Annotated in this window: 10 protein-coding genes; 7 read left to right on the top strand and 3 right to left on the bottom strand. The window is 49.8% G+C overall.

What is annotated here, in order from left to right:
* Positions 1–92: 92 nt before the first annotated feature.
* The 3 genes from L1N85_RS06950 to L1N85_RS06960 all read left to right on the top strand — a co-directional run bounded on the left by L1N85_RS06950 (position 93) and on the right by L1N85_RS06960 (position 4,027).
* Positions 93–1,121, top strand: a complete 1,029-nt coding sequence (locus L1N85_RS06950) for a PP2C family protein-serine/threonine phosphatase (RefSeq protein WP_235236468.1) — start codon at positions 93–95, stop codon at positions 1,119–1,121.
* 91 nt (positions 1,122–1,212) lie between these two features.
* Entirely contained in the window at positions 1,213–1,596 is a 384-nt protein-coding gene (locus L1N85_RS06955) for a hypothetical protein (RefSeq protein WP_235236470.1), read from the top strand.
* A 109-nt stretch (positions 1,597–1,705) separates the two neighbouring features.
* Complete coding sequence (locus L1N85_RS06960; protein WP_235236533.1) at positions 1,706–4,027, top strand: helicase C-terminal domain-containing protein; 2,322 nt, start codon at positions 1,706–1,708, stop codon at positions 4,025–4,027.
* A 122-nt stretch (positions 4,028–4,149) separates the two neighbouring features.
* Here L1N85_RS06960 and L1N85_RS06965 read toward each other — a convergent pair whose 3' ends face one another.
* From L1N85_RS06965 to L1N85_RS06975, 3 genes are all read right to left on the bottom strand, one after another.
* Positions 4,150–5,640, bottom strand: coding sequence for an extracellular solute-binding protein (locus L1N85_RS06965; RefSeq protein WP_235236477.1), 1,491 nt, complete (start codon positions 5,638–5,640; stop codon positions 4,150–4,152).
* Positions 5,641–5,739: 99 nt separating this feature from the next.
* On the bottom strand, positions 5,740–6,657 hold the full coding sequence (locus tag L1N85_RS06970; RefSeq protein WP_235236535.1) for a carbohydrate ABC transporter permease: 918 nt from the start codon (positions 6,655–6,657) through the stop codon (positions 5,740–5,742).
* Positions 6,658–6,718: 61 nt separating this feature from the next.
* Complete coding sequence (locus tag L1N85_RS06975; protein ID WP_235236479.1) at positions 6,719–7,657, bottom strand: ABC transporter permease; 939 nt, start codon at positions 7,655–7,657, stop codon at positions 6,719–6,721.
* Positions 7,658–7,891: 234 nt separating this feature from the next.
* On the opposite strand from L1N85_RS06975, the gene L1N85_RS06980 reads away from it, so the two are divergent.
* The 4 genes from L1N85_RS06980 (at position 7,892) to L1N85_RS06995 (ending at position 13,216) form a co-directional block, all read left to right on the top strand.
* Positions 7,892–9,661 (top strand): sensor histidine kinase, encoded by a 1,770-nt coding sequence (locus L1N85_RS06980; RefSeq protein WP_235236481.1) that lies wholly within the window; start codon positions 7,892–7,894, stop codon positions 9,659–9,661.
* A complete protein-coding gene (locus tag L1N85_RS06985) occupies positions 9,654–11,231 on the top strand; it encodes a response regulator transcription factor (protein ID WP_235236483.1) in 1,578 nt (525 codons plus the stop codon). The genes L1N85_RS06980 and L1N85_RS06985 overlap by 8 nt, the downstream gene beginning before the upstream one ends.
* 703 nt (positions 11,232–11,934) lie before the next feature.
* Positions 11,935–12,372: a pectate lyase gene (locus tag L1N85_RS06990; protein WP_235236485.1), complete on the top strand. Its 438-nt coding sequence runs from the start codon at positions 11,935–11,937 to the stop codon at positions 12,370–12,372.
* 67 nt (positions 12,373–12,439) lie between these two features.
* A complete protein-coding gene (locus tag L1N85_RS06995) occupies positions 12,440–13,216 on the top strand; it encodes a pectinesterase family protein (RefSeq protein ID WP_235236487.1) in 777 nt (258 codons plus the stop codon).
* The last annotated feature ends 9 nt before the right edge of the window (positions 13,217–13,225 follow it).

Raw genomic sequence — 13,225 nt, forward strand, 5'->3', positions numbered from 1 at the left:
GGAGAGCCTGTAAATAAAATGGATAGTGCTGGAAGCGTCTGCATTTCAATCTGATGTGTTTATAAGCTCAGGCGAGGCAGGAGGGGCATAAGGTGACCAAATGGATGAATTACGGACTATCGGCTATTTATTTGCTGCTTGTATTCGCCTTTATCGGATTAGAGGTTGTGCCCGCTGAGCAATGGGAGAAGATATGGACGAAGGAGCGGGTTGAGCTCATCGAAACGGCGATCATATGGAGCACCGCCTTGCTTGGCGCCTTGCTGGCGGTATTCATTATTATCGGTCAGCAAACGAATCGCAGCCGTGCAAGCGCAGATTGGACGGAGGCGCTGGAGGATAAGAGCGCGGGCCGGAACGGGATCAAGCTCGCGAACGGCCATGCGCAGCATATCGGGGCCCGCGAGGAGCAGCAGGATGCTTTCTGCTTCTCGGCGGTAGACGATTCCGAGGCTATTGATCGTTACGGCGTGCTGGCCGTCCTGGCCGACGGCATGGGCGGCTTCGCGATGGGGCGTGAAGCAAGCCGCCTTGCCGTCCAGACGCAGCTTCTCGAATATACGGCGAAATCGGCGGAGGAGCCTGTTCCGGCAGCACTGGAGCGGGCGCTGCATCAAGCGAACAAAGAGGTATATGAACTGGCGAAGCGCCATGAGCTGGAATGGAGCGTGGGAACGACTCTTATAGCGGCCGTCATTCGACAGGATCAGCTTTATTGGATATCCGCGGGGGACAGCCGCATTTATTTGTACAGGGGAGGCGTTCTCATTCCGCTGACAAGAGACCATGTTTATGCGAACCGGCTATATGAGCGCGTCAAGGCCGGAGAGCTGACTATGGAGGAAGCGGAGTCCCATCCGGAACGCCACCTGCTGACCAGCTACCTTGGCATACCGCAGCTGGTCGAGATCGATGCGAATCAAACCCCTTTCCGCTTGCATCCGGGAGATTGGATACTGCTGTGCAGCGATGGGCTGTACGACGAATTGTCGGAGCCTTTGCTGGAGGAAGCCGTTCACTTATCGCCGCAACATGCCGCGGAGTATATTATGCGGCATGTTCTCGCGCTGCAGAAGCGTTATCAGGATAACGCGACCATTATGATATTTGCTTGCACCTAGCGATAGATTGGCAGAGAAAACCGCATATTTTGGTTAGAACAGCCATGGAAATGGGTATTATAGGTTAGATACTATCAAGGAGGCAATGACCATGGCTAACGAATATGACGGCGATAAGCGGCAGTCCCACAGCTTAGCGACGGAAAAGGATATCGATCCGGCATTCGGTTTATTTACCGAGGAAGAACGGGAGGGTGCGGTTCAGGATGCAGCGGATTTGCTAATAGAGCAGTATCCCTATGAGGATGCGAGCGTGCATGAGTCGCATGTTCCGCAGGGCATTCAGGCAGAAGCGGAGCTGGATGAGGTGGATACGGCCGAGGAAATTTCGGAGGAGCTGGCCTCCGTTCCTGATGCGGATGCGATCGCGAGCGGCAGTCCGGTTGATCCCGCCTCGGCGGGCGATGAGTTTCACGGCACGGATTTATTGAATGGAGTCGGCAATCATCCGGAGGATGAGACAGAGGAGCAATGACGGCTTGAAATAGAAGTTGAGAAGGACGCTGCGGCGTCCTTTTCTTCTGTCCGGCTTATGGTACAATAGAAGAACAAATGTTCTTCGTGGGAGCGATAAATGATTCGTGATGCAAAATGAGGATACGGTTGCGATATCGGTAAGGCACTTAGTTGAATATGTGTATCTAAGCGGAAGCATCGATGTCCGGTTAAATACGATCGAAACGCTGCATGAGGGAACGAAGGCGCATCAGCGGGTGCAGCGGTCGTATGGCGTGGATGACCGGAAGGAAGTATACGTGAAGGCAGACATCCGGGTGGATGATCTGCTGTTTGTTGTCGATGGACGGTGCGACGGACTGCTGGGAACGGAGCCGGTTCTAACGGTCGACGAGATTAAATCGACCGGCGGCGATTTGGAGCGGATAACGGAGGACGGCTATCCGGTGCACTGGGCGCAGGCTTTGTTCTATGCGTACATGTATGCCAAGGAGCATGGGCAAGCTTCGATGCGCGTGCAGCTGACGTACGTCCAGACGGAGACGGAGGAGGAGCGCCGCTTCATGCGGAAGCTCGGCTTCGCCGAGCTTGAGCAGTACGTGCACGAGGTCGCGGCGCGTTACGCTCCATATGCGCAGCAGCGGCGAAGACATGAGCAGGCGCGCAATGCGAGCATTCGGGAGCTGTCGTTTCCGTTCGAGTCGTACCGGGCGGGGCAGCGCAAGCTGGCGGGCGCGGTATACAAATCGATCGAGGAAGGGGTGCGCTTGTTCGCAAAGGCGCCGACCGGGATCGGCAAGACGATATCGACGACGTATCCGGCGGTCAAGGCGATGGGAGCGGGGATGCTGCAGCGCTTCTATTATTTGACCGCGCGCACGACGACGAGAGCAGCTGCCGAGGATGCGCTGCTGTTCATGAAGTCGAAGGGGCTGCAGCTGCATACGGTTACCATAACGGCCAAGGAAAAAATATGCTTCCAGGAGGAAGTGCGCTGCGAGAAGGAGCATTGTCCGTTTGCGGACGGCTACTATGACCGCATTAATGGCGCGGTGCTTGATCTGCTTGAGAACGAAACGGTCATGACGAGACCGGTTATCGAAGCCTATGCCCGTAAGCATCAAGTGTGCCCGTTCGAGTTTTCACTCGATGCCGCTTATGCCGCCGATGCGGTTATCTGCGATTATAATTATATTTTTGATCCGCGCATTTCGTTCAAGCGCCAGTATGCAGAGATGAAGAAACAGACGGCGCTGCTTGTGGATGAGGCGCATAACCTCGTCGACCGGGCGCGGGAGATGTTCTCGGCGGAGCTGGCGAAGGCGCCGTTTCTGGCGCTGCAGCGGGAGCTGAAGGGCGTGCATGAGGACGGCTACCGGGCTGCGAAGGCGATCAATGATTATTTCATTGCGCTTCGCAAAAGGAGCGGCGGCGCGCCGCATTTGATAGAACGGCTGCTGCCTGAAGAGCTGGTTTCATTAGCCGATGCTTTTGTATCGGCAGCCGAACAGGCGCTTTCCGGGCGCGCCCGCGGCACCGGCGGCGGAGGGCGCTTGCTGCTGGATACGTATTTTGCGGCGCAAAACTTTACGCGAACGGCGAAGCTGTTTGACGAGCGCTATGTCGTCTACACAGAGCTGCCCGGAAACGACGTGCGGCTGAAGCTGTTCTGTCTTGACCCTTCTCTACTGCTCCAGCAGATGGGGAAAGGCTATCGATCGCATGTGTATTTCTCCGCAACGCTGTCGCCGGTCTCGTATTACATGGACATGCTTGGCGCGGGCGAGGATGACTATACGCTTGCGGTACCGTCGCCCTTCTCAAGGGAGCAGCTGAATGTCATCATACAGCCGCTGTCGACCCGGTATCATGACCGCGACGAATCGAAACTGCCGATCGCGAAGCTGATTCTAGGGCTAACGGCCGAGCGGCCGGGCAATTATTTCGTCTTTTTTCCATCTTACGCTTATATGAATGCGGTCTATGAAACGTATATGGAGCTTTGTGAATGGCCGGAGCCTGCGGGCGACGCTGCTTCGGGGGCGGATGTGCTGCTGCAGAAGCCGGATATGTCGGAGGAGGAGCGGGATCAGTTTCTCGCGGCTTTCCAGGCAGGGAGCGAGAGGTCCTTAATTGGTTTTGCGGTCATGGGCGGCGTTTTTTCAGAGGGTGTAGATCTGGCAGGAGACCGTTTAATTGGAGTCGTCGTGGTCGGAGTTGGACTGCCGCAGCTCGGCGTGGAGCGGAATATGCTGAAGGATTATTTTAACGGGCAGGGCAAGAGCGGCTATGATTATGCTTATGTCTACCCCGGCATGAACAAGGTGCTGCAGGCCGGCGGCCGCTTAATACGCTCGGAGACCGACCGCGGCACGCTCGTGCTCATTGACGACCGGTATTTGCAGCCTCAGTACCAGCGGCTTCTGCCGGAGGAATGGCGGGAGTTTTAAAACTGGAAAAAAGCTTCGCCGTACGAAGGGCAGAGCTCGAGGGACATAAGAAAAAAACCTTCCAGCACGGATAGAATTACTCCGTCTCGCTGGAAGGTTTTTCATTGTGATTCTAAGCAATACTATTTATTATTTGCTGCGCGCCATTCGCCGAGCTGCTTCTGAGCTTCAGCGATGATCTTTTCTATACCTTGCGCTTTCAGCTTCTCAACAGCTTTCGGCAAAATTTCTGCCGGATCGACAGAGCCGGTATTAAGCGCCGGACCGAATTCGTCAACGGCGTTTTTCACATTTGCGATCTCTGTCATTACGCTCGATGGATCGAATTGGAATCCAAGCAGCGGTGCATTAACTGAGTTATTGTTAAACACTTTATATTGTTCCCATTTATCTGCAGGATCTTCCTTCAGTTTATCGAGCAGGAACATGTTTCCAAGTGTAAATGCCGCCATACCGTAACCGGAATCCGGAATCGGCTCGTAAACACCCTCAGAAAGCTTATTGTAATGAACGCCTTCAATACCGTTGTTCATTAAATTACGCAAATAAGCATCGGTATTAAGAAGATTCAAAAATTGCATCGCTTGCTCCGGATATTTCGATTGCGCCGAGATCGCTTGCATCGAGCCCGTAACGGACCAATTGAAAACCATCGGCTCGTGCATTGGCGTGGAAACAACCGGATACTGCAAGCTATTCGACCATAGGTTATCCGCGAAAGGTACTGTATGCTGCTTGTCCACAAACCATTTGCCAGCCAGCTCATGCTCATTGCCTTGTTTAGTCGCAACGTCCGGCGGCAAATAGCCCGCTTGGTAGTACTTGCGCATCGTTTCGAATGTTTGCTTTGCTTCCGGGGTATCCCATACATTGACCATTTTAAGCTCCGAATCATTCAAGGACACGCCGACCGGAATGCCTTCCAACGCAAAATCGTATGGCAGGAATGGTCCGATATTCACTTGAATCGGATACATATCCGGCTCGTTTTCTTTAATGACTTTCAGCATCGGCTCAAGGCTCTCGAGCGTAGTTGCATCCGCAGCGTTCAGGTTGTATTTGTCGAGCAGCTCTTTGTTAAAGCGCCAAACCGCTTGAGCCGGCAGCTCTTTATTGGTTGGAATCGCATAGTTGCGGCCGTCGATTTTGGAGCCTTCCAGGAAGGCTGGATTCAGCACTTCTTTAATTCCTTGGCCGTGCTGCTCCAGCAGCTCATCAAGCTCATAGAAATAGCCTTTTCTTGCGCCTTCCACATAGTTAAACGCCCAAGAAGAAGTAAAGGCGATGTCGAACGGCTCTCCTGAAGCGGCGATAACCTGCATTTTTTGGTTATAATCGCCCCAATCGATTAATTTAATTTCGATCGTTGTGTTTATTTTCTCTAACAAATACTTGTTGGCTTCCTCAACGACTTTGTCTAAATCCTTTTGAGCTCCGCCGATTGTGTACCATACCAGATTAACCGGCTCACCTTTCTCGGCTTGTTGGTTATTTGCTCCTGCTGCCGGAGTTTCACCAGTTTCATTATTTTCCTTATTGCTCCCGCAGCCAGCCAAAACTAAAACCGCGGACAGCACGAAGGATAATACGATAAGCATGCTTTTTCTTTTCATTTCTGTCTTCCTCCCTTATGTCTGAATCATTTATATTAAAACGCTGGATCCGAAGGCTCGAACCCCTCGTCCTAATAACGACTTATGGAAATACAGCTGTTATTCTTTTACCGATCCAACTGTGAGCCCTTGCACGAAATAACGTTGGAAAAACGGATAGGCAAAGACGATTGGTGCTGTGGCAAGGACAACCATGGCCATCCGTGTCGTTTCAGCCGGCAGCGATCTCGCAATGGCCGACCGCTCCGTGGAATTAGAGATGGTCGAATTCTGAAGTATAAATTGAATGTTCGTTTCCACCTTCATCAGGAGCGATTGCAGCGGAAGCAGTCTGGCGTTATCAATATAAAGCAGAGCGTTAAACCAATCGTTCCAGTACCCTAAAGCGCTGAACAACCCGATAGTGGCAAGCCCTGGAAGCGAGACGGGAAGCACCAGGCTGAAAAACACCCGAAACTCGCTCGCTCCGTCGATCTTCCCCGATTCGATAACGGCGTCGGGAACCGTCGTTTTAAAAAATGTTCTCATGATCAAAATCGAGAAGGCGCCCATAGACATCGGAAGTATCAAAGCCCATATTGTATCCTTCAAATGCAGCACTTGCGTCGTCACGATATAAGAAGGCACCAAACCTCCTCCAAAGAGCATCGTGAAAAAGGCAATGAAGGAGAAGAAGCCTCGGAAATGGAAATAGCTTCGTGAAATTGCATATGCATAAAGCGATACGAGTGCAATGGAAACCAAGGTTCCAACGACCGTAATGAATATCGTTACACCATATGAGCGAAGAAGCTGATCACCGGTCTGGAAAATATACGAGTACGCCTCCAAGGACCATTTTTCAGGAAAAATGCTGTATCCGTTTTGTGCGAGCGTCTGCTCATCCGTAAAAGAAAGGACAACGACAAACAGAAACGGATAGACGCAGGAAAAGGAAAATAATCCAATAAGCACATGGGAGAGCGCATTCCAGATCGGAGGCAAATGGTGGATGTCACGTATTTTCTTCTGTTTCACTGGTTTGCTCCTTTGTTGTTCAATGACGGCGCCGTTTTTCAAGCGGCAGCCCCCCTTTCTGCTAGAACAATGCTTGTTCCTTGTTAATTTTTCTGATGATGAAGTTTGTTGCGAGAACAAGTACAAGCCCTACTACGGCTTGGTACAGGCCTGCCGCCGTACTCATTCCGATATTTCCGGTAACCTTCAGTCCCCGATATACAAAGGTGTCAATAACGTTCGTTACAGGATAAAGCGCGCCGGTATCGCGGGGAACCTGGTAGAACAGTCCGAAATCCGCTCTGAATATGCCTCCGACCGCAAGAATGAACATAATCATGATGATTGGCATAATCATAGGGATCGTTATTTTTCGAATTTGCTGCCATTTGCTTGCTCCGTCGATCATAGCTGCTTCAAAGTAAGATTTGTCTATGCCGACGATCGCCGCAAGATAAACAACGCTGCCGTACCCGACGCCCTTCCACAGGTTAACGATTGTGAGGATATAAGGCCAATATTTTGTTTCGGAGTACCAGTACACCGGCTCAGCCCCGAAATATTGGAGCAGCTGGTTAAGCACCCCTTTGTCGACACTCAAGAAGCTGAATACAAAGTAGCTTACAATAACATAGGAAAGAAAATGCGGCAAGAACATGCCCGTCTGATAAATTTTTGCCATCTTCTTGTTTGCAATTTCATGAATAACGATGGCAACGGTTACAGCCAAGGTCGTTCCAAGAATGATGAAGATTGAATTATAGAGCAGCGTGTTGCGGACGATAATGTAAGCGTCCTCCGTCTTGAATAAGAACTCAAAGTTTTTAAACCCCAGCCACTCACTCTGTATGATGCTTGCCAGAAACCCGTCACGGCTGAACTTATAATCTTTGAATGCGATTATAGCTCCCGGCATCGGCAAGTAACTAAAGAAAAAAAACCATACGGTTCCCGGAAGAACCATTAACAATAAAGCCTTATTGCGGCTTACAAGTTTAAGCCAGCGTTCCAAACCCGCCATGATGTCCCTCCCAAGCTCGATTTATAGGTTGCACAATTAACTTTAGCTCATTGAAAGCGCACCCAAAAGTGAAAAAATCAAATATATAGTGTACAAAACAAAGAAACCGACAATTTATGACCTCCATTTTGGAATGCTTTATGGTAGTCTTATTTGTGAAGAAGACAAGTTGACCCACCAAATGAAAGCGCATACTCATATTCTGAGGTCACCAAAAAAGGATGGATGGCTGGCATGAATAGAATCGTCATTTTTTACAATAAACATTTCAGGCAAAAGCTGTTCAACAAAATACTAATGATTTATTCCATCATTACCGTTCTTTCGCTTGCTACCTTATCCGGATTTGTCTACACCTATCTGAGTAACACGCAAGTGCAGAAGGAATTGGATTTGAATAAGCAGGTTTTGAACAGTATCGGAAGCCATTTGGATATGAAGCATGCGACTTCTCAGAAAATTATCCAGGAGGTGTACCGGGACGGATCGTTGACGCTGCTTGATGATGTCAATTCGTTCTTGCAAAACAATTATTCCCAGTATTTAAATGACCGCCTTCTGCAGTACATCGAAACAAGTGTCCGCACGCCGGACATTTTATCTTTCCTGCGCTTGCAGTTGACCAATAATCCGGATATTCGTACGATAGCGTTGTATAGTGCAAACAAGAAATTTCTTTATCTTCTGACGCAAACGGCACAGAACTATTATCAGATCGACACCGATCTTCAGACCGCATTAAACAAATATGTCATCACTGAAAAAAGCATCACCACAGTCAGCAACATTACGAGCATGAACAAGCTCGAAAACGTCGGAAACCTCATTATCGATTATGATACGGACGGCATATACCGATCATTCCAGAGCAACCGCGATGAAATGAAGGGTTATGTTGTCGTAATAACCGCTGAGGGCAACGTCGTTTTCGATTCCTCAGGCCGGTATTACGGACAGAAATATCCTTATGCCTCCCTGCTCGGTTCCGCCTCCTCTAATGAACATTTGGAGGAAGAGTCCTATGTCAATTCTCAAACGGCGAATCGGTTTGGCTTTTGGATCGCCGGAGTCATTCCTGAATCGGAAATAAACGGAGAATTGAAGGGGCTGCAGAACACGCTTCTGCTCGTGACCAGTGTCTGCATCGCCGGAGCGATGGCCTTGACCTATTTTACGCTCGTAAGCTACTCCCGTCGGACAAAGATGATTGTAAAGGCGATGAAAAAGCTGCAGGATGGAGATTTGTCCGTTCGAATTCCTATGGAAAAGCAAGATGAATTGTTCCAGATCTCGAAACGCTTCAACCAGATGTGCGAGGATCTGACGCAATATATCGATCAGGTATATAAATCCGAAATTAGGCAGAAGCATGCTGAGCTAGTGGCTTTGCAGGCCCAGATCAATCCCCACTTTCTTTACAACACGCTTGAGGCCATTCGAATGAGGGCGCTTTACAAAAAAGCCGACGATGTCGGTGAGATGATTTATTTATTGGCTTCCTTGTTCAGATATTCCGTTAAGAGCGAAACGATCGTGACGCTATCGGATGAGATGGAGTACTGCAGGCTGTACCTGGATTTGTTCCGAATCCGATACATGGACAATTTTTCATATGAAATCGATATCGAACCCGAATGGATGAACGTTCCGATCCTAAAGCTGTCGATTCAGCCGATTATTGAGAATTACGTTGTACACGGTTTGATCATGTCCCGCTCCGACAATCAGCTTAGGATTCATGCGGCATTGGACGGGGATGATTTACTGATTACCATTCGCGATAATGGAAGCGGAATCAAGCCGGAGAAATTGGAGCAGCTGAGGCGTCGTTTGATTGAATCGCCCTTGCACGCATCCGGCTCGATTGGCCTGATTAACGTTAATGAAAGAATCAAAGTTTGCTTCGGCGCCGAATATGGGCTGCATATCGAAAGTGATCCCGGTCAAGGCGCTCTCATCATCATGAAAATACCCGCGGGTAGAGGGGGACAATTACTTGCGTAAATTGTTTATTGTCGACGACGAGCCATTTATATTGGAAGGCCTGTCATCTGTCATTGACTGGGAGGAATTCGGGATCAAACTATCCGGGAAAGCATCGGACGGTCGGGATGCCTTCGAGGCTTTGAAGCAATCAGGGGTCGATATCCTCATTACGGACATCAGGATGCCCGAAATGAACGGTCTGGAATTGATCAGACGGCTCAAGCCGCTATATCCGGATATGAAGTTTATTGTTTTGAGCGGCTACAATGAATTCGATTACTTACGAGAGGGAATGCGCCTGGGGATCGAAAATTATTTATTAAAGCCGATCAATATAAAAGAGCTGACCGAAACGGTTTCGAGCACGGTGCAAAAAATAGAAAATGCCGATCGGTACGCCTACCTTAACCGCAATCAGCTCGATATTTTACGGAACAATGTCCTTAACCGTTGGTTGACCGGGAAATTTGACCCCCTGGAGCTGAAAAACCGGCTGCAGCTGTTAGAAATTCCGACGGACAATTCGTTCTATACGGTAGCTGCCATCAAGACTGTGCAGGACATCAATGGCTCCAGCAGCAGATCCATGCTGTGGGAGCAAGAGAACGGAGACGTGTATTCGCTTTGCAGAGAACAGGCTGAAAGGACAGATAGCTGCTTCTGCTTCAACGACCTGGACGGAGACATCATTCTCATATTCACGGGGTCTGATGCCCATTATGAACAGCCGAAAGCCCTCGCCCTGCTCTCTCACATCAGGAATGAGTTGAAGCAATCGCTCGGTGTGCAAGTTCTGATCACGCTCGGCAGTCAAGAGTCCAGTTACTTGGATGTGTCACAAAGCTGCCATCACGCAAAGCGGCTGCAGGAGTATTTCCTGACGAATGCGGAGGATGAGATTGTCCGCTACGATCAAATGCTCGGGGACGCTTTACGCTTTCCGGAATCGATTACCGTAGATTGGTTTGAATACGAGCAGCTTCTTCACAGCAAAGACAAGCAAGCGCTCTACGATTATATTGACGAGTTGTTCGCAAAGCTGCAGTCGATGGACGCGATCTCGCCGGGCCAAATTCATAACTGTGCGATTGATTTGATCTTGTGTACCAAACAAGCGGTAAAAGAAAATAAGCTTAGTCATGAGCTGGCTGCCAGCAGCTATAAACAACTGTTTACTGCTTTATTCAGAGCTCATACGATCGGACAATTAGCGGCGCATGTGAAATGGATCGCCGGCACCGCGGTGGACTATCTTTCCACCCAGGATGATGAGTTCAGCCCGGTTGTAAAGCAGGTCATGCATCAGATCCAGACAAGGTACGCAGATGAGCTGTCATTAAAAACTTTAAGCCTAACCTTCAATATTCATCCGTTCTATCTCGGCCAGCTGTTCCAGAAGGAAACGGGAGAAAGCTTCTCCGATTATTTGAATTCGTACCGGATCAAAATAGCGCAAAAGCTGCTGAGGACGACCGCGATGAAGGCAAGTGAAATTTCGAAGCATGTCGGTTATTGGGAGCCCGGATATTTTTATAAACAATTTAAAAAATATACCGGAGTTTCGCCTGCCAAATATCGCAGCGGATGAGCTTAACAGGTTTTAGAGGATGCGGCTGCCGGCTCAAGGCTTGCAGCCAAGGCAGGTCGATATAGCCCTCCCTGTGAAACGTTCCAAGCTCCCGGTCTCTGCGAGTTGGCTTCTGATAGCAATAATAAACGGAAAGCTGCGGATGCTTCTGCTCCAGACAGGAGATATGCTGTTGCAAGTGGAAACCTTAACGGAAGGGCGGCCTTCAAATGGATCCTCGCGACTTACGGGAATGCGGTAATAAGGCTTGCCCTAAGCATCTGATAGGAGGTTTTAAGCTATATTAAGCTTGAAAATATCCTGTTAAACCTTCGTGGTCAATTTGCGTCATGATGGATTTCTCCATTAACTTCGGCTCCGAGCGCCCATTCGAGCGCGCTATAATGGATTTCTCCATTGTCTTCCCGTAAATAACACCCAGTTCCCCGGTAAATGTTTTTATTGAGCATATCTGAGAAACATGAGCTGGCGTTTTTCCAGTACATGCTGCCGGTGCAGTCGAGAACTCGTGGAATTGATTCGTGTAATTTATATAGGGATGTTATCCAACAAACAAAGCCACAGCATCAACGTAATCACACTCCCCGCAAAATAATCATCAGATTTGATCCCGATCCCGATGGTCTTAAATAGCTGACGCTGATGTGATGATTGTGTACGTAATGGACACTTCTTCCATATAATCAAGTTGCTGTCGCAAGACATGAAACTAATGAATGGAAGGGAGCTGATCGACGATATCGTGAACCGCTCTTATCCGTTTGATGCCGACATCGTCGACGAAGCGACGGTAGAAGCGCTTAAACAAGCTAAGGGGCTTGGGATCGAGTATATTCTGGATGCGCAAATCGAAGTGGATGGGATCCTGACCGCTTGGTGCGCGCAGCATGATCCGTTCACGTATGAGCCGATGCGCGCTCGGGCATACGAGCATCCGTCCATATCGGGGTCCGAGTCCGTCGGAATCGTCCGCTATCTGATGGCGCAGCCGAACCAGACGGAAGAGATAAAGCGCGCGGTGAAAGGTGCCTTGGAATGGTTTGACTCCGTCAAGCTGGAGGGCATCCGATATGTAAGCTCCGATCCGAATGGGTTCTACTTTGTCGAGGATCCAAGCGCCGTATCCTGGTACCGCTTCTAGGAAATCGGTACGAACAAAGGAATTTTCTCCGGCCGCGACGGCATCATCAAGTACAGCATTCAAAAAATTGAGAATCACGCTGGTCGGGGAAAGCGCGGAAGGGGCCGTGCTTACCTACGATAATTACGCAGGCCGGGAGCGTCCGACAGGCGGAACGTATGGTACGAGCGGCAGCGCGAGCGTATTCGTGAACGGCAGCGATTTTACAGCACGCAATCTTACGATTGAGAATAGTTTCGTCGAGTCCTCCGTTGACGTACAGAATAAGCAAGCCGTTGCACTCAATGTACGCGTCGACCGTCATCAGTTTATTAACGTGCGTTTCCTCGGCAACCAGGATACGCTGCTCACGAACGGCGGCACGCAATACTTCTATCAATGCTATATCGAAGGTGATGTGGACTTCATCTTCGGGGGCTCCCGTGCCGTATTCGAGGAAAGCGTGATTCATTCGCTCGATCGGGGCTCCTCCTCGAATAATGGGTATATTACGGCGGCGAGCACGATGATTACGGAGCCGTTCGGCTACTTGTTCTTGAACAGCAAGCTGACGAGCGATGCGGCTGCAGGAACGGTCTGGCTCGGACGTCCATGGCACCCTGGCGGCAATCCCGACGCCATCGCAAGCGTACTGTTCATGAATACCGAGATGGGTGCGCATATTAACCCGATCGGATGGACGGATATGTCCGGCTTCCTCGCGAAGGATGCGATATTCGCTGAATATCAGAACTACGGTCCAGGCGCCGTCATCACCGATACGCGTCCGCAATTGACGGACGAAGAAGCAGCGGAATGGACGATTGAGAAAGTGCTTAAGGGGTGGAACCCGAAGGGCGAATAAGAAGGAAGG

Origin of the sequence: Paenibacillus alkaliterrae, from assembly GCF_021532375.1 — a bacterium.
GTDB lineage: Bacteria > Bacillota > Bacilli > Paenibacillales > Paenibacillaceae > Pristimantibacillus > Pristimantibacillus alkaliterrae.